19 protein-coding genes are annotated in these 21,302 nt (G+C 60.9%); 13 read left to right on the forward strand and 6 right to left on the reverse strand.

Going from position 1 to position 21,302, the window contains the following annotated elements:
- Positions 1-332: 332 nt before the first annotated feature.
- Positions 333-743 (forward strand): hypothetical protein, encoded by a 411-nt coding sequence (locus FHT28_RS00530; RefSeq protein WP_047555283.1) that lies wholly within the window; start codon positions 333-335, stop codon positions 741-743.
- A gap of 34 nt (positions 744-777) precedes the next feature.
- Here the strand turns inward: FHT28_RS00530 and FHT28_RS00535 are convergent, their stop codons facing one another.
- The 3 genes from FHT28_RS00535 to FHT28_RS00545 all read right to left on the reverse strand — a co-directional run bounded on the left by FHT28_RS00535 (position 778) and on the right by FHT28_RS00545 (position 3,307).
- Positions 778-1,521 carry a TerC family protein gene (locus FHT28_RS00535; RefSeq protein ID WP_037196296.1) on the reverse strand — a complete coding sequence of 248 codons (744 nt, stop codon included), beginning with the start codon at positions 1,519-1,521 and terminating at the stop codon, positions 778-780.
- A 135-nt stretch (positions 1,522-1,656) separates the two neighbouring features.
- Positions 1,657-2,496, reverse strand: coding sequence for a GyrI-like domain-containing protein (locus tag FHT28_RS00540; protein ID WP_168595323.1), 840 nt, complete (start codon positions 2,494-2,496; stop codon positions 1,657-1,659).
- Positions 2,497-2,620: 124 nt separating this feature from the next.
- Positions 2,621-3,307 carry a TetR/AcrR family transcriptional regulator gene (locus tag FHT28_RS00545; RefSeq protein ID WP_037196298.1) on the reverse strand — a complete coding sequence of 229 codons (687 nt, stop codon included), beginning with the start codon at positions 3,305-3,307 and terminating at the stop codon, positions 2,621-2,623.
- 161 nt (positions 3,308-3,468) lie between these two features.
- On the opposite strand from FHT28_RS00545, the gene FHT28_RS00550 reads away from it, so the two are divergent.
- From FHT28_RS00550 to xylA, 5 genes are all read left to right on the forward strand, one after another.
- Positions 3,469-4,689: an HlyD family secretion protein gene (locus FHT28_RS00550; protein WP_092573480.1), complete on the forward strand. Its 1,221-nt coding sequence runs from the start codon at positions 3,469-3,471 to the stop codon at positions 4,687-4,689.
- A 26-nt stretch (positions 4,690-4,715) separates the two neighbouring features.
- Complete coding sequence (locus FHT28_RS00555) at positions 4,716-6,323, forward strand: DHA2 family efflux MFS transporter permease subunit (RefSeq protein WP_037196300.1); 1,608 nt, start codon at positions 4,716-4,718, stop codon at positions 6,321-6,323.
- A gap of 152 nt (positions 6,324-6,475) precedes the next feature.
- The gene (locus FHT28_RS00560) at positions 6,476-7,501 is read left to right on the forward strand and encodes a LacI family DNA-binding transcriptional regulator (RefSeq protein WP_037196301.1); all 1,026 of its coding nucleotides are present in this window, start codon (positions 6,476-6,478) and stop codon (positions 7,499-7,501) included.
- A gap of 37 nt (positions 7,502-7,538) precedes the next feature.
- Positions 7,539-8,996: a xylulokinase gene (gene xylB / locus FHT28_RS00565; protein ID WP_168595324.1), complete on the forward strand. Its 1,458-nt coding sequence runs from the start codon at positions 7,539-7,541 to the stop codon at positions 8,994-8,996.
- Positions 8,997-9,219: 223 nt separating this feature from the next.
- Positions 9,220-10,530 carry a xylose isomerase gene (xylA, locus tag FHT28_RS00570; RefSeq protein WP_168595325.1) on the forward strand — a complete coding sequence of 437 codons (1,311 nt, stop codon included), beginning with the start codon at positions 9,220-9,222 and terminating at the stop codon, positions 10,528-10,530.
- Between the two features lie 40 nt (positions 10,531-10,570).
- On the opposite strand, the gene FHT28_RS00575 is transcribed toward xylA, so the two are convergent.
- Both FHT28_RS00575 and FHT28_RS00580 read right to left on the reverse strand, forming a co-directional pair.
- A complete protein-coding gene (locus FHT28_RS00575; RefSeq protein WP_168595326.1) occupies positions 10,571-10,927 on the reverse strand; it encodes a VOC family protein in 357 nt (118 codons plus the stop codon).
- A 12-nt stretch (positions 10,928-10,939) separates the two neighbouring features.
- Positions 10,940-11,965, reverse strand: coding sequence for a LacI family DNA-binding transcriptional regulator (locus FHT28_RS00580; protein ID WP_168595327.1), 1,026 nt, complete (start codon positions 11,963-11,965; stop codon positions 10,940-10,942).
- Positions 11,966-12,132: 167 nt separating this feature from the next.
- Between FHT28_RS00580 and FHT28_RS00585 the strand changes: the two genes are divergently transcribed.
- The 5 genes from FHT28_RS00585 to FHT28_RS00605 all read left to right on the forward strand — a co-directional run bounded on the left by FHT28_RS00585 (position 12,133) and on the right by FHT28_RS00605 (position 18,470).
- Complete coding sequence (locus FHT28_RS00585; protein ID WP_168595328.1) at positions 12,133-13,656, forward strand: sugar ABC transporter ATP-binding protein; 1,524 nt, start codon at positions 12,133-12,135, stop codon at positions 13,654-13,656.
- Positions 13,657-13,717: 61 nt separating this feature from the next.
- Positions 13,718-14,731, forward strand: a complete 1,014-nt coding sequence (locus tag FHT28_RS00590; RefSeq protein ID WP_037196579.1) for an ABC transporter permease — start codon at positions 13,718-13,720, stop codon at positions 14,729-14,731.
- Positions 14,732-14,796: 65 nt separating this feature from the next.
- Entirely contained in the window at positions 14,797-15,744 is a 948-nt protein-coding gene (locus tag FHT28_RS00595; protein ID WP_037196308.1) for a substrate-binding domain-containing protein, read from the forward strand.
- Positions 15,745-16,002: 258 nt separating this feature from the next.
- Positions 16,003-17,055, forward strand: coding sequence for a sugar phosphate isomerase/epimerase (locus FHT28_RS00600; protein ID WP_047555292.1), 1,053 nt, complete (start codon positions 16,003-16,005; stop codon positions 17,053-17,055).
- Positions 17,056-17,282: 227 nt separating this feature from the next.
- Positions 17,283-18,470 carry a Gfo/Idh/MocA family oxidoreductase gene (locus tag FHT28_RS00605; RefSeq protein ID WP_047555293.1) on the forward strand — a complete coding sequence of 396 codons (1,188 nt, stop codon included), beginning with the start codon at positions 17,283-17,285 and terminating at the stop codon, positions 18,468-18,470.
- Positions 18,471-18,530: 60 nt separating this feature from the next.
- Here FHT28_RS00605 and FHT28_RS00610 read toward each other — a convergent pair whose 3' ends face one another.
- A complete protein-coding gene (locus FHT28_RS00610) occupies positions 18,531-18,935 on the reverse strand; it encodes a DoxX family protein (protein WP_037196311.1) in 405 nt (134 codons plus the stop codon).
- A 259-nt stretch (positions 18,936-19,194) separates the two neighbouring features.
- Here FHT28_RS00610 and FHT28_RS00615 point away from each other — a divergent pair, with 259 nt between their 5' ends.
- Both FHT28_RS00615 and FHT28_RS00620 read left to right on the forward strand, forming a co-directional pair.
- Positions 19,195-20,568 (forward strand): GH1 family beta-glucosidase, encoded by a 1,374-nt coding sequence (locus FHT28_RS00615; protein WP_047555294.1) that lies wholly within the window; start codon positions 19,195-19,197, stop codon positions 20,566-20,568.
- Between the two features lie 162 nt (positions 20,569-20,730).
- Positions 20,731-21,279, forward strand: a complete 549-nt coding sequence (locus FHT28_RS00620; RefSeq protein ID WP_168595329.1) for an NADPH-dependent FMN reductase — start codon at positions 20,731-20,733, stop codon at positions 21,277-21,279.
- Positions 21,280-21,302 lie beyond the last annotated feature (23 nt).

Genomic DNA, 21,302 nt, shown 5'->3' on the forward strand with positions numbered 1-21,302 from the left:
CTCGGGACAAGCGCTGTCCAGCCGAAGATGTGTATCTGGATCAGGAAAACGGTCGGAAAAGGGCGTGTTGCCGCTTCAATCCCGCGTTTTCCGTATGGCTGGCCTTAGGCCATATTCAATGGATGACGTCAAGGGAAACTGCGCCGCAAGATCAACCGGGTAATATGCTAGGGACAGTACGGCGCGACGATTCGAGCCGACCTATCAAAGTCATGATGCCTCTTTACCCCTCATAAGGCTATCGGGATAAAACAGGGTCGCTCGCTGAATTTTATTTGCAATTTTTGGGGCAGTGACGGAATAGGTCTTCAATCAATCACCGCGAGGAAACAATGAAGAGATTGATTTTGAGCTTCATATTAGCAGCCGCCGTTTTCGGTCCCGCCGCGGCTCAATCGACGATTACGCGCGACAGTTCGGCGAAGCTGATCGAGTCCTATCGTGCCTATATCGGCAGCGACGACCTATACAACTCGAAGGGGGAGCGTCTGACGCTGCCCTGGCAGATCATCCGTCAGGATCGCGCGAACTATCACGCCTACCGCCGCCGCGACCGCGGCGATCAGGGCGACAGCTTCTTCTCGCTGCCATCAAACCGTCAGAAGCTTGAAGCCATGCTGGCAAGCGGCAATATCGCCGACGATGCCGGGAACTTCATCGTCCGCGGCAATGTCTGGATCAAGGTCGATATCTATGGGCGCGGCGACACCGGCGAATGGGTCGACGTCCACGTTCAGGAGTGAACGCCGCACCCGTTTCGGGGTGCGGGTCTTGTCCTCAATGGCTGCCGGATGCCCTTTTCCGGCGGTTTCGCGCCAGCATGTTGAGCACTTCCACGAGAGCGGAGAAGGCCATGGCGGCGTAGATATAGCCCTTGGGCACATGCACGCCCATGCCTTCGGCAATCAGCGTCGTGCCGATCATCAGCAGGAAGGCCAGTGCCAGCATGACGATGCTCGGGTTCTTCTCGATGAAGTTGGCGAGCGGATTGGCGGCCACCAGCATCACGGTAACGGCGGCGATCACGGCGATGAACATGATCGGCAGGTGCTGTGTCATGCCGACGGCGGTGATGATGCTGTCGATCGAGAAGACCAGGTCGAGCAGCAGGATCTGACCGATGGCGGAGGCGAAGGTCGATGTCGTCGACTTGGCGATGAAATCCTCGCCTTGTTCCTGGGGATCGACGTTGTGATGGATCTCCTTCGTCGCCTTCCAGACCAGGAAGAGGCCGCCGCCGATGAGGATCATGTCCTTCCAGGAGAAGCCCTGACCGAAGATCTCGAAGACGGGCGTCGTCAGCTGCACGATCCAGGCGACCGTGCCGAGCAGGACGAGACGCATGCCAAGGGCAAGGCCGATACCGATCTTGCGCGCCCTGTCGCGGTGTTCCGCCGGCAGCTTGTTGGTCAGGATCGAGATGAAGATGAGGTTGTCGATGCCAAGCACCACCTCCATGACCACGAGTGTCACGAGTGCGACCCACGCACTCGGATCCTGCACCAGCCCGACAATATCCATAGACTATTTCCCCTTTGGTCAGCATATGCCGATGCTGACCCCCAGCCCGGCCTGTCAAGAATGGCCGTAATGTAAGGAGCGTCGCCGTCCGTACAAGACAAGCGCCGCCGTCATTTTCATGGCGGCGGGCGCATTCTACGCCTTGAGCGGGATCCAGATCTCGGTCACGCCCATGCCGGTACGCGGATCGAAGCGATCGTCATAGCGCTCCATCATGTCGGGGGTTCCGCCGTGCTGATGGCCTGATTGCGGAAGCCATTCGCCGAAGATCTGATGCACGGTGGCGGAAATGCCTGATATATGGCCGCGATGGGTGAAAACCGCATAGCGTTGCTGCGGCAGTCTTGTCGTGGTGAAGCCTTCGGGCAGGCCGTCGGCGCCCGTGACCTCGGCGGCGGACATATAGCGAAAGCCTTCGCTGCCCTCGTCCGCCTGGGTGCAGACGCCGTAGGCGACATTGCCGACCTGGCCCGGGATGTGGCCGAAATGCTGATTGAACTTCTGCCAGAGCGAAGGGATCGCTTGCGTGGCTTCATAGGCATAGGTTTCCACAAGGCCGGCAAGCAACATTGCGGGGCGGGTCTCGAAGCGCGGGGCATCGAGCTTGGGAAGGCGGGTGTCGTCCATTCTGATCGGCTCCTGTAGAGCGAGGTTGCGAACGTGCCCCTGTTTGCGCAGGTTTTCAGGCGTCATGCCGAATTGCTCGCGGAAGGCACGGGTGAAAGCCTCGTGCGAGCCGTAGCCGGCATCGAGGGCAACCTGGAGAATTGTGGAGGAGCTGTCGATCAGGGCGAGAGCTGCCCCGCTGAGGCGGCGGCTACGGATATAGCCGCTGATCGAATGGCCTGTCGTCATCCCGAAAACGCGCGACAGATGATAGCGCGACAGACCGGCCGTTTCGGCGATCTCGTCCAGCGAGATGTCGGATGCAAAGTGGCTTTCGATAAACCATATCGCTCTTCCGATCGCGCTCAATGCTTAACTCCCCTGGTTGCCGGGCCAGTCATAGCCGCATGGTGGCCGCGACGCTTGATCGCCATTGCGGAGTTGGGGTGCCTCCGCTCGCTGGCAACTGGGAAGCTGGCAACTGGGAAGATTGTCAGTCTTGATCCCGGCGATTGGGGCCATAAGCGGCAAGGAAGACGCGCACGGCACCGCGCACGACGTAGTCGATCTCCTCTTTCGAAGGAGGGACGTCCATGTCGCCGAACAGCCGTAATTTGAAGTAACCGCCGCTTGCCATCTCAAGAAACTGCCGCGCGGCCATATCGAAGTCGTCGATCTTCACCTGGCCTACCGCAGCCTTGCGTTCGAGAAAGCCGCGCAACACGGTTCGCAGGTTTTCCGGGCCGCTGAAGAAGCGTTGACAGAGCGAAGGCATGCGCGCGCGCACGCCGATGACCGTGCGCATGGCGCTGATGGTCTTGTCCGAGGTAACATGCGTCCCAAATACCATGCCAAATTCATAAAGACAGGAAGCGACATCCGCTTCGTCGGCAAGGACGGTACGCACCAACTCGACGAAATGAGCGCGCTCGCTGTCCATCATCGCGGAAAACAAGTCTTCCTTGTTGGCGAAGTAGACGTAAAGCGTGCCTTTGGAGACGCCGGCCTCACGGGTAACGTCGTTCATGCTCGCCGCGTCAAACCCCATCTTCATGAAGACGCGCTTGGCGCCCTCTAGAATCTGGTGACGTTTGACCGGATCTTCGCCAGCGGCCCAACGCCCACCAGATGCAGGCGCTGGCGCGTCGAGTGCAATGGCATTTTGCGGTTCGTGTTTCATCGTCTCCTTCAATCGATCATTTTTATGAATCTTAAACAGACTCGTCAAATAATCGAACCATGCAGTTCGATATCTCTTGATATGGAGTGAAAAAGGCTCTATGTCAATTGAACTGAACCGTTCGGTTCGATTATTTTACCCAGAATTCCGGTGGTAGGGCAATGTCGTCAAGTCATGGTAACAATGTAGCGCGCATCGTGAATGAGCCCGCTGATGCCGGAGCGGAAGCCCAGGAGGTCGGCGCATCTGCCGATGCTCCCGTTGCCGAAACGCGCGGCAATCCGGCTCCGGCCCAGGCTGCGCCCGCATCTCCGGCTCCCGCGGCCCCACCGCCGCCGGCAAAGAAGCGGCGCAGCCTGGCCATGCCGATCATCGTTGTCCTGGCCCTCGCAGCCGGCGGTTGGTACGGTTATGACTGGTGGACGACGGGCCGCTTCATGGTCTCCACCGACGATGCCTATATCGAAGGCGATATCGCGACCATCCAGCCGAAGGTTACCGGCTATGTCGCCAAGGTGAACGTCGTCGCCAACCAGCTGGTCAAGGCGGGCGATGTGCTTGCCACGCTCGATGACGGTGACTACAAGCTGGCGCTGGATCAGGCTCAGGCCTCGTACGACACCGAACAGCTTTCGCTCCACACCATCGATGCACAAATTGCCGCCGGCCAGGCCGCTCTTGCCCAGTCGCAGGCGCAGAAGGTTGCCCTGGAAGCCACTGTTCGTGGCGCCCAGATCACCCAGACGCGCGCTGCGGAACTGCAGTCCAAGTCGGTCGGCACCACGGCCGCCTTGGATAGCGCTAACATCGCGCTCGACCAAGCAAGGGCCAACCTGGTCGGTGGCGATGCCGCCATCGCTTCCGCGCAAGCCAATATCAACCTGCTGCAGGCCCAGCGCCGCCAGGCCGAAAGCACGATCAAGGGTCTCGCGGCTGCTCGTGACAAAGCTGCCCGCGACCTGTCCTTCACCGTGCTCAAGGCGCCTTATGACGGTGTCGTCGGCAATCGTTCCGTTCAGGAAGGTGACCTTGTCTCTCCCGGACAGAAGCTGATGGCGATCGTGCCGACCCGGCAGCTCTATATCGATGCCAACTTCAAGGAAACGCAGATCCAGCACCTGGTTCCCGGTTCCAAGGTCAATGTTCACGTCGACGCCTATGGCGATCATCCGATCGTCGGCACCGTCGAGTCGATCTCGCCGGCGTCCGGCTCGGTCTTCTCGCTCCTGCCGCCGGAAAATGCGACCGGTAATTTCACCAAGATCATCCAGCGTGTGCCTGTTCGCATCGCATTGCCACAGGATGCGCTCGATACCGGTCGTCTGCGCGCAGGCCTCAGCGTCGTTGTCGACGTCGATACCCGCACGGCACCGGAAAAGTAAGCGATCAAGCTCGGGAGAGACGCGCCATGTCGTCCGCCAGCACTACAGCCGGGTCGCCCCCACGCGCGGCCGGGCCCGCCGCGCCACCGGCGGTGGATCATATCGAGCCGAGAAAGCTCATCGCCTTCCTGGCGATGGTGCTCGGCATGTTCATGTCGATCCTCGACATTCAGATCGTCTCGGCCTCGCTCAGTGAAATCCAGGCCGGCCTCAGTGCCGGCTCGGATGAGATCGGCTGGGTGCAGACGGCCTATCTGATCGCCGAAGTCATCATGATTCCGCTGTCGGGAACGCTGGCGCGCATCATCTCGACGCGCTACCTGTTCGCGATCTCGGCCGCCGGCTTCACCGCGGCGAGCGCGCTCGCCGCGACCGCCACCAACATCGACCAGATGATCGTCTATCGCGCCCTGCAGGGCTTTATCGGCGGCGGCATGATCCCTTCGGTCTTTGCGGCGGCGTTCACCATCTTCCCGCCGTCGAAACGCAATGTCGTCTCGCCGATCATCGGCCTGATCGCGACGCTGGCGCCGACCATCGGCCCGACGGTCGGCGGCTATCTCTCCAATGCCTTTTCCTGGCACTGGCTGTTCCTGGTCAATATTCCACCGGGTATCATCGTTGCCATCGTCACCTGGAACTACATCGATTTCGACAAGCCAGAACTATCGCTGTTCAAGAAATTCGACTGGTGGGGCCTGGTTTCGATGGGCGTTTTCCTGGGCGCACTGGAATATGTGCTCGAGGAAGGCAACACCAACGACTGGTTCAACGACAATTACATCGTTGCCGGTGCCATCGCGTCTGCCATCGCAGCTGTGATTTTCTTCTACCGTGCCTTTACGGTGGATTTCCCCGTGGTCGATCTGAAGGCCTTCACGAATAAGAACTTCTCCTTCGGTTCGGTGTTCTCCTTCGTGATGGGCATCGGCCTCTATGGTTTGACCTATATCTACCCGCTCTATCTTGCCCGCATTCGTGGGTACGATTCGCTGCAGATCGGCGAGACTATGTTCGTCTCGGGCCTGACCATGTTCTTCACTGCGCCGCTAGCCGGCTTCCTGTCGAGCAAGCTCGACCTGCGCATCCTGATGATCATCGGCTTCACCAGCTTCTCGGCCGGCACCTACATCATGATGCATCTGACGACGGATTGGGATTTCTGGGAACTGCTGATCCCGCAGATCCTGCGCGGTTTCGGACTGATGCTCTGCATGGTGCCGATCAACAATATCGCGCTCGGAACCATGCCGCCCGCCCGCATGCGCGGGGCTTCCGGCCTGTTCAACCTGACGCGTAACCTCGGCGGCGCCGTCGGTCTTGCGATCATCAATACGCTGCTGACGGACAGGCAGGATCAGCATTACTTCAACCTGCGCGACAATATCCATTGGGGCAACCAGGCTGCCGTCGCTCAGCTGAACAACATGGCCGCCAACTTCAGCGCGTCTGGCCTGGATGGGAAGCAGGCTGCGCTGAAACAGATGGTCAACATGGCGACGCAACAGGCAATCGTCATGTCCTTCAGCGATATCTTCCTGATGCTCACCATCCTGTTCCTGGCGATGATCCTCGGCGTCCTCATGCTCAGCAAGCCGAAGGCACCGGGAGGCGGCGGCGGCGGAGGCCATTGACCTCGCCGCGATGCCAGCATCAATGTAAGGCCCCTCGCTCCAAGGGGCCTTTTTTCGTTTCAGGAGGGCGAACGACAGGAAAATCGGGCCGTCGAAAATTTCTGATTTACGTACATCAGAAATCGCAGTAAGGATTTCAGCAGGAGGAGCTGATGAGACCGACTGTGCATGATATCGCCGCCGCTGCGGGCGTCAGCCTCGCCACCGTGGACCGCGTGCTGAACCAGCGGCCGGGCGTGCGGCTGGTGACGCGGGAGAAGGTGGAGGCGGCCATCCGCCAGATCGGCTATGTCCGCGATGTCGCCGCCGCCAATCTGGCCAAGGGGCGCGTCTATCCCTTCGTTTTCATCCTTCCGACGGGCGACAATTCCTTTATGCACGGGCTCCGCTCCGAAGTGCATCACGCGACGTTGCGCTCGAGCTTCGAGCGCACGGAAATCCGCATCGTAGAGGTGCCGGCTTTCGACGTATCGGCGCTGGTTGCGGCACTCGATGCCCTTCAGGGGCAGGATATCGCCGGCGTCGCCCTGGTGGCGACGGATGCGCCGGAGGTGCGGGCTGCGGTCGATCGGCTCGTATCCAAGCGAATCCCCGTCGTCACCCTGGTCTCAGATCTCACCGATTCCACCCGGCATCATTATGCCGGCATCGACAATATCGCAGCGGGGCGGACTGCTGCCCGGCTGCTCGGCCGTTTTCTCGGCGGCCACGAGGGCGATATCACCGTTCTTGCAGGCTCGATGCTGGTGCGCGACCATCGCGAGCGCGTGGAAGGGTTCTCGGCCGTCATGGCGGCGGAGTTTCCGAGGTTGCGGCTGCTGCCCGTGCTCGAGGGGCGAGACGATCCGGAGCTTGCCAGATCGCTCGTGTCCAAGGCGCTTTCGGCAAGCAAGGACATCATCGGCGTCTACAGCCTCGGCGCCGGCAATCGAGGGCTGATCGCGGCGCTGAAGGCCGTCCGGCCCAAGCGGGAGCTGACGGTGGTCGTGCACGAGCTGACTCAGCATACGCGGGCCGCGCTGATGGACGGCACGGTCGATGCCGTTCTCAACCAGGATGCCGGTCATGAAGTGCGCAGCGCCATCCGCGTCATGAAGGCGAAGGCCGATGGTCAAAGCGTCATCGCCGACCAGGAGCGCATACGTCTCGACATTTTCTTGAAGGACAATCTGCCCTGATCATTCGAAAGCGGCAGAACATAGGGAGTAGCATCTGATGTATTTGGGTCTCGATCTCGGAACGTCCGGCGTCAAAGCGATGCTGATCGACGGTAATCAGAAGATCATCGGCTCCGCCAATGGCGACCTCGATGTATCGCGTCCGCATTCCGGCTGGTCGGAGCAGGATCCGGCGCATTGGATCCGTGCGACCGAGGAAGCGGTTGCCGGCCTGAAGGCGGCGCATCCGAAGGAGCTGGCCACCGTACGCGGCATCGGCCTTTCCGGTCAGATGCATGGCGCGACATTGCTCGACGCCGACGACAAGGTGTTGCGGCCCTGCATCCTCTGGAACGATACGCGCAGCTATCATGAGGCCGCAGCGCTCGATGCCAACCCGCGTTTCCGCGCGCTGACCGGCAATATCGTCTTCCCCGGCTTCACCGCTCCGAAACTTGCATGGGTCGCCAAGCATGAGCCTGATGTCTTCGCCAAAGTGCGCTGGGTGCTTTTGCCGAAAGACTATCTGCGTCTCTGGCTGACGGGCGAGCACATGTCGGAAATGTCCGATTCCGCCGGCACCTCCTGGCTCGATACCGGCAAGCGCAAGTGGTCTTCCGAGCTGCTGGCCGCAACCAACCTCGATGAAAAGCAGATGCCGACACTGGTCGAGGGCACCGAAGTCGCCGGCAAGCTGCGTGGCGAACTGGCGTCGAAATGGGGCATTGGCGGCGATGTCGTCGTCGCCGGCGGGGCAGGGGATAATGCGGCCTCGGCTTGCGGCATGGGCACGGTGAGCCATGGCGCCGCCTTCGTTTCGCTCGGCACATCCGGCGTGCTCTTCGCCGCCAACGGCTCCTACCTGCCGAAGCCGGAAAGCGCCGTTCATGCCTTCTGCCATGCGCTTCCGAACACCTGGCATCAGATGGGCGTCATCCTGTCTGCGACCGATGCTTTGAACTGGCATTCGAGCGTGACAGGCAAATCCGCCGCAGACCTTACTGGCGAACTTGGCGAGACGCTGAAAGCGCCTTCCAGCGTCACTTTCCTGCCCTATCTCTCCGGTGAGCGCACGCCGCACAATGATGCGACGATCCGCGGCGCCTTTATCGGTCTCGGCCATGAAAGCGGCCGCGTCGTCTTGACCCAGGCCGTGCTCGAAGGCGTCGCCTTCGCCATCCGCGACAATCTCGAGGCGTTGCGTTCGGCCGGCACCGATATCGCGCGCGTCACCGCAATCGGCGGCGGCTCGCGGTCGCGCTACTGGCTGGCCTCGATCGCCACCGCGCTCGGCGTACCCGTCGATCTGCCGGCGGACGGCGATTTCGGAGCTGCCTTCGGTGCGGCACGTCTCGGCCTGATCGCGGCGACGGGCGCCGATCCGGTCGCGGTCTGCACGCCGCCGCGGACGGCCGGCACGATCGAACCGGTTGCTTCGCTGAGCGATGCCTATGCGGATGCCTACAAGCGCTATCGGGCGCTCTATCCGGCGATCAAGCCGTTGTCTGCGCATTGAAATACCGTGGCGTAATGCCCCTCATCCGCCCTGTCGGGCACCTTCTCCCCGTTTTGACGGGGAGAAGGGGAAAGCGGCAGCTACTGCCCGTCCCTAACGATTTTCTCGGCGAGGATACAGAGGTCATCCCCTCTCCCCGCAGGCGGGGAGAGGGTTAGGGTGAAGGGCTAAGCGACACGACACGAACAACAACATTTGAACAACCAACCCAAGGAGATAGATCATGAGCACCGGATTTTTCGGCGACATCAGCAAGGTAAAATATGAAGGCCCCGACAGCACCAATCCGCTGGCCTTCCGCCACTACAACAAGGACGAGGTTGTTGCCGGCAAGCGCATGGAAGACCATCTGCGCTTTGCCGTCGCCTATTGGCACACCTTCACCTGGCCGGGCGGCGATCCCTTCGGCGGCCAGACCTTCCTTCGCCCCTGGTTCGACGACACGATGGAAGCCGCCAAGCTGAAGGCCGATGTCGCCTTCGAATTCTTTACCCTGCTTGGCTCGCCCTATTACTGCTTCCACGATGCAGACGTGCGTCCGGAAGGCAAGAATTTCGCCGAGAACACCAAGAACCTCAATGAGATCGTCGATTACTTCGCCCAGAAGCAGGCCGATACCGGCGTCAAGCTGCTGTGGGGCACGGCGAACCTCTTCTCCAACCGCCGCTTCATGTCGGGCGCTGCCACCAATCCGGATCCGGATGTCTTCGCTTTCTCGGCTGCGACCGTGAAGACCTGCATGGACGCGACTCACAAGCTCGGCGGCGAGAACTATGTGCTCTGGGGCGGCCGCGAAGGCTATGAAACCCTGCTCAATACCGATCTGTCGCGCGAGCTGGACCAGATGGGCCGCTTCCTCAACCTCGTGGTCGAATACAAGCACAAGATCGGCTTCAAGGGCACGATCCTGATCGAGCCGAAGCCGCAGGAGCCGACCAAGCATCAGTACGATTATGACGTCGCGACTGTCTACGGCTTCCTGAAGAAGAACGGCCTCGAAAACGAAGTGAAGGTCAATATCGAGCAGGGCCATGCGATCCTCGCCGGCCATTCCTTCGAGCATGAACTGGCACTTGCCAACGCGCTCGGCATCTTCGGCTCGATCGACATGAACCGCAACGACTACCAGTCCGGCTGGGATACCGACCAGTTCCCGAACAATGTTCCGGAAATGACGCTCGCCTACTATCAGGTCCTGGCAGGCGGCGGCTTCAAGTCGGGCGGCACCAACTTCGACTCGAAGCTGCGCCGTCAGTCGCTCGATCCGGAGGACCTGCTGATCGGCCATATCGGCGGCATGGATTGCTGCGCCCGTGGTCTCAAGGCCGCCGCCAAGATGATCGAGGACAAGGCCCTGTCGCAGCCGCTCGCCGACCGTTATGCCGGCTGGGATTCCGCTGAAGGCCAGAAGCTGCTTCGCGGCGAATATTCGCTCGATCAGATCGCCCAGTGGGTCGAGGCCAAGGATATCAATCCGCAGCCGAAATCCGGCAAGCAGGAACTGCTTGAGAATATCGTCAACCGTTACGTTTGATCGACGACATCCGAGAGGCGATCATTCATCGCCTCTCGGGCTACCGCCTGAATGCGCGGCTGGAAATAGCTATGGGATTTCCAGAGGGATCCTTGGCATTGGCGAACACATAGCCGTCGGCCTGATGCAGAGGTCCGAATTCAAGTCCCTCGGTAGCGCATTTGGCGCGGAAGGCTTCGACATCTTCCACGTCGAAGCCCAGTTTCACCAGCACCTGGCCCATCTTTTGAGCCTTTCCTGCGAGATGGATCATCAGATTGGCGCCACCATCCTGCGCCAGCAGCTCGACAATCCGATCGCCCTCCTGCCTGAGCGGCTTGAACCCAAAATGCTTCTCGTAAAAGCCGATCGTCGCTTCCACATCGCGGACATAAAGGGTGATCCTGCCGAGCGGCATCGCTTCGCATCCCTATCGCCTGATACGCGACGGCGCCGAGACCGAGTTGCGTACCACGAGATCCGGCCGGAGCAGAATTTCCGTCTCGGCCGGCTGGCCGTCGGACAGGAGTTCGAGGAGAAGCGCCATGGCATGCTTGCCGATGGCGGTGCGCGGCTGGCGGATCGTCGTCAGCGACGGCGTCATGAACACGGCTTGCGGCACGTCGTCGAAGCCGGTCACCGAAAAATCTCCGGGAATGTCGTAACCGCGCGCCTTGAGGCCGATCATAACGCCGATCGCAGTCTGATCGTTGACGCACATGAAGGCTGTCGGCAGCGTGTCGCGCATGAAAAGTTGCTCGACGGCCAACCGTCCGCTCTCGATGGTGCCGTCGCCTTCGAAAACGATGCGGAGATCGGCGCTGATTTCGGCGGCATCCATCCCGGCCTCGTAGCCCATGCGCCGCCGGCTGTAGGCGAGGCGGGTACGGGAATCGCCGATGAAGGCGATCTTCCGGTGGCCTTCGGCGATCAAGAGGTCGACGGCCTTGCGGGCTCCCGCGATGTCGTCGACGCCGACATAGGGGATGCCGCCATTGAAGACCGGCTCGAAGACGCCGACGCTCGGCGGCAGCCGTGCCGTCATCGTCTGATGTCCGAAGGGCAGGATGCCGGTGAACAGGATCAGACCCGCCGCCTGGTTGGAATTCAGGAATTTCAGATATTCCAGCCCGCGCTGGGCGTCGTTCTGCGTGTGGCCGATCAGAATGCCGTAGCCGTGCGAACGCGCCTCGTTCTCCAGCCCGATGAGAATATTAGAGAAATTGGGGTCGCCGATGTCAGGTGCGACCACCAGAATCATGTTCGAGCGGCCGAGCCGAAGGCTGCGCGCCATGGCATTGGTCGTATAACCGGTGACTGCGATCGCCTGGTTGACCTTCAGCCGCGTCGAGTTGGCGACTTTCTCCGGCATATGGATTGCCCGCGAGACCGTTGCGATCGAAACATTGGCAATTCGGGCGACGTCTTCGATGGTTGCGGGCGTGGAATTCGACACTGCGCTCTGCCTTGGGTCTCGTCTCGCACCGGACACTACACAGACTTCCGTGGAGGTCAAAGGTGACCGCGAAAAATTGTGCAATATCCAAAGATGTAAACCTTTACACGTTATATGTAAAGGTTTACATAGCATGGAAAGCGGGTGGAGCCGCAAGGGAGGAAGCCATGAGTTCGGAGGCCGTCGACGGTGCAGTTGTGCTGTCCGCGAGGCGAATCTGCAAATCCTTCAGCGGCGTGCAGGTGCTGTTCAGCGTCAACTTCGATCTCCGTGCCGGCGAAATCCATGCGCTCATGGGCGAAAACGGCGCCGGCAAGTCGACGCTGGTCAAGGTTCTCTCAGGTTTCGAGCAGCCGAGCTCCGGCGAAATACTGCTCGACGGTCAGCCGGTGAAGCTGCCGCCGAATGGCGCCGCCGAAGCGCTCGGCATCGTCATCATCCACCAGGAATTCAATCTCGCCGAACATCTGACCGTGACCGAGAGCCTGTTTCTCGGCCGCGAGGTCACGCGTTTCGGCGTGCTCGACCGCAAGCATATGCGCGCCGAGACGCGGCGCGTGCTTGATCTCCTCGGTTCGCATGTCGACGAGAATGCCCTGATCGGCACGCTTTCGATCGCCGACAAGCAGATGGTGGAGATCGCCAAGGCGATCAGCCGCGATGCGAGGATCGTCTTCATGGACGAGCCGACCGCCGTGCTGTCGCGGGAGGAAACCAATTTCCTGTTCAAGCAGGTCCGCAAGCTCCGCGACCAGGGGACGAGTTTCGTCTTCGTGTCCCATAAGCTCGACGAGGTCATGGAATTGACGGACCGGGTCACGATCTTGCGCGACGGCCAGTGGGTAAAGACATCGCCGACTTCACTGCTCGACGGTGAATCGATTGCGCAATTGATGGTCGGGCGCGAACTCTCCAGCCTCTATCCTGCCAAGAACGAGCCCGATGTCGATGAGAAGGTCGTGCTCGCCGTGAATTCCGTTTCGACGGGCTATGTCCGCGATGCGAGCTTCGATCTGCGCAAGGGCGAGATACTCGGCTTTTCCGGTATGATCGGATCCGGGCGTACCGAATTGATGGAGGCGATCGTCGGTCTGCGCTCGCGTGCCGCCGGTGAAGTCATCGCCAATGGGCAACCCGTGCCGCCGCATGATGTCCATGCCGCGATCGACGCCGGTCTTGCCTATATGACCAAGGACCGCAAATCCAAGGGCCTGCTTCTGAACTCAGGCATGACGGCGAACCTTACCCTGCAATCTCTCGATCGGCACGGCAAGTTCGGCTATCTCAGCGCCACGAGCGAGGCGAACGCCTTGGCGCGGGCGCGCCGTCGCTTCGATATCCGTGTCCGCGATGGAAATATCGTCGCCGGCCGCATGTCAGGCGGCAATCAACAGAAGCTGTTGCTGGCAAAGGTCATGGAGACCGAGCCGCAGATCATCATCATCGACGAGCCGACGCGCGGCATCGACGTCGGCACGAAGCAGCAGATCTATCATTTCATCTCGGCGCTGGCGCGCGACGGCCATTCGATCATCGTCGTCTCGTCGGAGATGCCTGAGGTCATCGGGTTGTGCACCAGGGTTGCCGTGATGCGAGAGGGCCGGATTGTCGGCGTGCTCGAGGGCGAAGAGATCTCCGAGCAGGAAATCATGCGGTATGCGGCGGGCCTGAAGAAAAAGACGGCCGCCTGAGCGGGCGGCGAAGGCATGGGTGAATTCCCAGCAATAATGGGACGGGAGGTTGGTTTTGGATATGAGCGTGGGCGAGGATAGCGGCGAGAAGACAGGCAGACGGGGCCGATCCTGGCGGGATGTCGATCTGCGGGCAGTCGCACCGTTTGCGGCGCTGGTGCTGCTTCTGATCGTGGGCGCATTGGTCAATCCGAATTTCATCGGCATGACCAATCTTACCAATGTCGCGACGAGATGCGCCTTTATTGCGATCATCGCGGTGGGGGCAACCTTCGTCATCTCGGCCGGCGATCTCGATTTGTCCGTTGGTGCGATGGTCGCCTTCGTCGCGAGCCTGATGATCCTCTTTATGAACTCGGGCGTCATCGCCGATCCCAGCCTGATGTTGGCGGCCGCGGTATTGTTCTCGATCATCGCCGGTGTCCTGTGCGGCCTGGCCAATGGCCTGATCACGACCATGGGCAAGATCGAACCTTTCATCGCGACCCTGGGCACAATGGGCGTCTACCGCGGCTTGACGACCTGGCTGTCGCAGGGCGGCGCGATCACCTTGCGCCCGGCGAATCTGCAGGCGCTCTACAAGCCCGCCTATTACGGCTCCGTTCTCGGTGTGCCGGTGCCGATCGTGGTCATCCTTGTCGTCACCTGCGTCGCGGCTTTCATTCTTTATCGCACCCGTTATGGGCGGCATGTCATCGCCGTCGGCTCCAGCCGCGACGTTGCGCGTTATTCCGGCGTGGCGGTCAATCGCGTCCGCACCGTCGCCTTCGTTATCCAGGGTCTGTGTGTGGCGATTGCCGTGCTTCTCTACGTGCCACGGCTTGGCTCCACCTCGGCAACGACGGGTATCCTCTGGGAGTTGCAGGCGATCACCGCCGTCGTCGTGGGCGGCACGGCGCTGAAGGGCGGTGCGGGCAGGGTGTGGGGTACGATCTGCGGCGCCTTCATCCTCGAGCTGGTCGGCAATATCATGCTGCTTTCCAATTTCATCAGCGAGTATCTGCTGAGTGCCATTCAGGGCGCGATCATCATCATCGCCATGCTGGTTCAGCGCTCGCTTGCTCGCAAATCATGAATAACCGGGTCAAGGGGCGCCCGGTCATCAGGACAAGGCCCTGTTTCTATCTGGGAGGATAAATCATGCGTAAAAGACTAATTGGTCTGGCCGTCGTGCTCGCCGCTCTGGCCGGCACGGTGCATGCCGAGGACAAGAAGGTGACGATCGGCGTTTCCATTCCGGCGGCGGATCATGGCTGGACCTCGGGCGTCGTCTTTCATGCCGAGCGTGTCGCCAAGCTGCTGATGGCGGAGCATCCGGGGCTCACCGTCATCGTCAAGACCTCGCCGGATGCGGCAAGCCAGGCGAATGCCGTGCAGGACCTTGAGACCCAGGGCATCGATGCGCTCGTGATCCTGCCTTCGGACCCTGATCCTCTCGTCAACGCCATCAAGGAAGTGAAGGACAAGGGCAAGTTCGTGACGCTTGTTGACCGTGCGCCGAGCAACAACGACAATTCTGTCCGCGACCTCTATGTCGCCGGCAACAATCCGGCGCTCGGCCAGACCGCCGGCGAATATATCAAGAAGAATACGCCGGACGCTCAGGTCGTCGTCATCCGCGGTCTGCCGATCCCGATCGATCAGCAGCGCCAGGACGGTTTCGACAAGGGTATCGCCGGCTCGAACGTCAAGGTTCTCGACCGCCAATACGGCAACTGGAATCGCGACGACGCCTTCAAGGTCATGCAGGATTATCTGACGAAGTTCCCGAAGATCGACGTGGTCTGGTGCCAGGATGACGACATGGCCGTCGGCGTGCTGCAGGCGATCGATCAGGCCAAGCGCACCGACATCAAGTATGTCATCGCCGGCGCCGGTTCGAAGGACATGGTCAAGAAGGTCATGGACGGCGACAAGCTGATCCCGGTCGACGTGCTTTACCCGCCGGCAATGGTCGGGACGGCCATGGAGCTGACCGCCGCCAACTTCTACAATCAGGTTCCGGTTCGCGGCAATTACATCCTGGATGCGACCCTGGTCACCAAGGACAATGCCAAGGACTTCTACTTCGCCGATTCACCCTTCTGATCGGTTGATTTGTACGGATGCGCCCGCCGGTTCCGGCGGGCGTTTTCTATGCAGCTGCCGCTTCGTTTCGCATCGGGCGGCGATTTTTGCGGCACGTACCTCTTGCCGTCAGCGGCGGGCCGTGATTAGGTCACGAGGCATTCGACTTTCAGCCAAACGACCCTATGTTTTTTGAGGTAACGGTGTCAAAGCCACCTCGAATAGAGGTTCAAAAGGCTTCGGAAACGTTTACAGAACGCGATTAGGGAGGAATTACGGATGAAGACGATCAAGGGCCCCGGCCTGTTTCTCGGCCAGTTCGCAGGCGATGCGGCGCCGTTCAACTCATGGGATTCGATCACCAAATGGGCGGCCGATGCCGGCTATATCGGCGTACAGGTTCCGACCTGGGCCGGCCAGCTCATCGACCTGAAGAAGGCGGCCACGTCCAAGGACTATTGCGACGAATTCGCCGGCGTTGCCCGCTCGAATGGCGTCGAAGTGACGGAGCTTTCGACCCATCTGCAAGGCCAGCTCGTCGCTGTCCACCCGGCCTATGACGAGGCTTTCGACGGCTTTGCGGCGCCGGAGGTGCGCGGCAATCCCAAGGCGCGGCAGGAATGGGCTGTCGAGCAGGTGAAGATGGCGCTGACGGCCTCGAAGCATCTCGGCATCAAGGCGCACGCCACCTTCTCAGGCGCGCTCGCCTGGCCCTTCATCTATCCCTGGCCGCAGCGCCCGGCCGGTCTCGTCGAAACCGCTTTCGAAGAGCTTGCCCGCCGCTGGACGCCGATCCTCAACCATGCCGACGAAAACGGCGTCGACGTCTGCTACGAAATCCATCCCGGCGAAGACCTGCATGACGGCATCACCTTCGAGATGTTCCTGGAGCGCGTGAAGAACCATCCGCGCGCCAACATGCTCTATGACCCCTCGCACTACGTCCTGCAGTGCCTCGACTATCTCGACAACATCGACATCTACAAGGACCGGATCAAGATGTTCCACGTCAAGGACGCGGAATTCAATCCGACCGGACGTCAGGGTGTTTATGGCGGCTATCAGGGCTGGGTCGAGCGCGCCGGCCGCTTCCGTTCGCTCGGCGATGGCCAGGTCGATTTCGGCGCTGTTTTCTCGAAGATGACCGCCAACAATTTCGACGGCTGGGCCGTGGTCGAATGGGAATGCGCGCTGAAGCATCCCGAGGACGGCGCACGCGAAGGCGCCGAGTTCGTCAAGGCGCATATTATCCGGGTGACCGAGAAGGCCTTCGACGACTTCGCCGGCAGCGGCACGGATCAGGCAGCCAACCGGCGCATGTTGGGGCTCTAATCAAGCCCCTTCGCCCCGCAAAGCGGGGAGAAGGTGGACTCGAACGGTTGAGCGGGGCGAAGCCGAGAGAGGACGGATGAGGGGCCTTCTCGATATCCATCGCGACGGCAGAGTTTGCCGGACCCGCGGTAGCCCCTCAGCCTAACCCTCTCCCCGCAGGCGGGGAGAGGGGACGATTGCGGCAAGCGATCGCGTTCAAACAATTCATTTCATTGAGGAGGAGCCTTATGGCAATCGAAGGATCATCGGAACAGACGCGGGAGCCGCGCATTCGGCTTGGCATGGTGGGCGGAGGTGCTGGCGCCTTCATCGGCGCGGTGCACCGCATCGCCGCACGCATTGACGATCAGTTCGATCTCGTCGCCGGCGCGCTGTCGTCCTCGCCGGAAAAGGCCATTGCTTCCGGGCGCGATCTCGGGCTGGATCCGACCCGCACCTATTCCAGCTATCGTGACATGGCGATCCGCGAAGCCAAGCTGAAGAATGGCATCGAGGCTGTTTCGATCGTGACGCCGAACCATGTCCATTACGATGCTGCCAAGGAATTCCTGAGGCGCGGCATCCACGTCATCTGCGACAAGCCGCTGACGTCCAATCTTGCCGATGCCAAGAAGCTTAAGAAGGTGGCCGACGAGAGCGGCGCGCTCTTCATCCTCACACACAACTACACCGGCTATCCGATGATCCGGCAGGCGCGCGAGATGATCGCCAATGGCGAGCTCGGCGATATCCGCATCGTGCAGGCGGAATATCCGCAGGACTGGCTGACGGAGAATATCGAGCAGTCGGGCCAGAAGCAGGCGGCCTGGCGCACCGATCCCTCGCAGTCCGGTGCTGGCGGTTCCACCGGCGATATCGGCACGCATGCCTATAATCTCGCCTCCTTCGTCACCGGCCTGGAACTCGACAGCCTTGCTGCCGATCTCGACAGCTTCGTCGAAGGCCGACGTCTTGATGATAACGCCCATCTGCTGCTGCGTTTTAAGGCCAAGGGTTCGGAAAAGCCGGCCAAGGGCATGCTCTGGTGCAGCCAGGTGGCGCCGGGTCATGAGAACGGCCTGAAGCTCCGGGTCTATGGCACCAAGGGCGGCCTCGAATGGACGCAGGCGGATCCGAACTATCTCTGGTACACGCCGTTCGGCGAGCAGAAGCGGCTGATTACCCGCAATGGCGCCGGCTCGGGAGCTGCTGCGGCCCGTGTTTCGCGTATCCCGTCCGGCCATCCGGAAGGCTATCTCGAAGCCTTCGCCACGATCTACACCGAGGCGGCGCGCGCCATCAACGCCCGCAAGAAGGGTGTGGCCGTCGATCCCGCCGTGATCTATCCGACCGTCGATGACGGCGTGAAGGGTGTTGCTTTCGTCGAGGCTTGCGTTGCCTCCTCGAAGCGCAATGGCGCCTGGATCAAGCTGTAGGGTTCGAGCTTCTTGTTCGAGGCGGCGTAGGCCGCCTCGAACTCATGGAGAAATCGCAGTTCATGCGGCAAGTTCCTGCTTGCGCTTTGTCAGCGCGTCGACACTGAACGGGCCGCTGCCGGCGCCGACGAGAAACAGGAAGATGAAGCAGAAGAGAATGGCGGAGACGCCGCCGTTTTGCGCGGGATAGAAGCTCTGCGGCGCATGGCGCAGGAAATAAGCGAAAGCCATCAGGCCTGACAGCACGAAGGAAGCGATCCGTGTCTGGAAGCCGATCAGAACGAGAAAGCCGAGGACAAGCTCGAGCAGACCGGCAATCCACGGCAAGGACCAGGCGGATGGCACGTTTTGAGCAGCAGGAAAATGCAGGATCTTCTGCGTTCCATAGCTGAATAGCACGAGCGACGAGACGATGCGCAGGAGGCTCAGCAGATAAGGGTGGAGAGAGTGGAGCACAGGGAGCATTTCGGTCCTTCCGTTTGGGAAATGACTGCTACCCTCAATTGATCCGGGTCGAAAACACAAGTCACGACTGTTGACATTGATGTTATCGGACCGCCCGAAAGGCCCTGGCGCCAGTCGGCGCAATCTTCCGAAAAACCGGTAGCCGGCTCGCATTTTCAGAGACTGTAACGTTGCAGCTCTTTGATATCGGCACTGTACTTTGTCACGCGGCTTGGCTAAACCGCAGCCAACGAAGCCTATAACAGACGGGATTTTCATCATGATCGATCCGAAGCTTCTTGCCGATCGCTTCCCCGGCGATTTCACGTTCGGCGTCGCCACCGCCGCTTTCCAGATCGAAGGCGCCACCAAGGCGGATGGCCGCAAGCCCTCGATATGGGACGCCTTCGCCAACATGCCCGGTCGCGTCTTTCAGCGCCAGAATGGCGATGTCGCCTGCGATCACTATAACCGGCTGGAGCAGGATCTCGATCTGATCAAGGAGATGGGCGTCGAAGCTTATCGCTTCTCGATCGCCTGGCCGCGCATCATCCCCGACGGCACCGGCCCGGTGAACGAGGCAGGCCTCGATTTCTACGATCGTCTCGTCGACGGCTGCAAGGCCCGCGGTATCAAGACCTTCGCGACGCTCTATCATTGGGATCTGCCGCTGACGCTTGCCGGCGACGGCGGCTGGACGGCGCGGTCGACTGCGCATGCCTTCCAGCGCTACGCCAAGACCGTCATGGCACGCCTCGGCGACCGTCTGGATTCCGTCGCCACCTTCAATGAGCCGTGGTGCATCGTCTGGCTGAGCCACCTCTACGGCGTCCATGCGCCGGGCGAGCGCAACATGCAGGCGGCACTCTACGCCATGCACTATATGAACCTGGCCCACGGTCTCGGCGTCGAGGCGATCCGTTCCGTGGCGCCGAAGGTGCCTGTTGGTATCGTGCTCAACGCAGCCTCCATCCTGCCGGGTTCTGACCGTCCCGAAGATCTGGCTGCGGTCGAGCGCGCCCATCAGTTCCACAACGGCGCCTTCTTCGATCCGATCTTCAAGGGCGAGTATCCGAAGGATTTCGTCGGGGCGCTCGGCGACCGTATGCCTGTCATCGAGGATGGCGACCTCAAGACCATCAACCAGAAGCTCGATTGGTGGGGCCTGAACTACTACATGCCGATGCGCGTCTTCGACGACGCTTCCAAGAGCGGCGATTTCCCATGGACGAAGGAAGCGCCGCCGGTCAGCGACGTGAAGACCGATATCGGCTGGGAAATCTACGCGCCGGGCCTGAAGCACGTCGTCGAGGATCTCAACAAGCGCTACGAGCTGCCGGAGTGCTACATCACCGAGAACGGCGCCTGCTACAACATGGGGATCGTCAAAGGCGAGGTCGATGATCAGCCGCGTCTCGATTACTACATCGAGCATCTCGGCATCGTCGCCGATCTCATCAAGGACGGCTATCCGATGCGCGGCTATTTCGCCTGGAGCCTGATGGACAATTTCGAATGGGCTGAGGGTTATCGCATGCGCTTCGGCCTCGTGCATGTCGATTACGAGACGCAGGTGCGCACGGTGAAGAAAAGCGGCAAATGGTACCGAGAGCTCGCCGCCCAATTCCCGAAGGGCAACCACAAGGCGGATTGATGCGGTTCTGCCTCCCCCTTTGGGGGGAGGTCGCACGGAACGCGCGGGTGGGGGTGACCTCCGGTGTCCGCAATGGTCGCCCCACCCCTGACCACTGGTCCGACCCTCACCCTCAAGGGGGTAGCTATCGTCCGAATCGGTGGAGCCTGTTAGGTCTAGCGCATGAGCTCTCGCCCGCTTTTCCTTTATGCACTCTGCGGCAGCCAGCGGCAGGCTTCGGCCAGCCGCCGGCTGCTGGAAGCCCTGCGGCTCGCATGCCCCGAGGGCATCACCATCGAAATCTGCGATCTGATCGCCGGCCTGCCGATCTTCAATCCGGATGACGAGGGCGAGAGGACGCCGCCTGTCGTCGCAAAATTCGCCGGGAAGATCGGCGAAGCCGATGGCTTGATCGTCTCCTGCCCCGAATATGCCCATGGCATTCCCGGCGGATTCAAGAATGCGCTGGACTGGCTGGTGTCGCGCGACGAGGTGCCGTTCAAGCCGATGATGTTCGCGCATGCCTCTCATCGCGGCGACCTTGTGCTGGAACAACTTGCCGACGTGCTGCAGACCATGTCGCTACGCATCGTGTCGGATGCCTTTTTGCGTTTACCGATCGCGGGCAAGGGCGATGAGGCGCAGGCGGCAATTCTGTCGCAGGCGCGCGAAAGCGGCCTGTTGCAGGCCAGTCTCAACCGTTTCGCGGAGGCGATTTGCACAGAGGCGTGAATTCTATCGCCAGCGGCAGACAT

Source organism: Rhizobium sp. SG570, assembly GCF_012275345.1.
Classification (GTDB): Bacteria; Pseudomonadota; Alphaproteobacteria; order Rhizobiales; family Rhizobiaceae; genus Rhizobium; species Rhizobium lusitanum.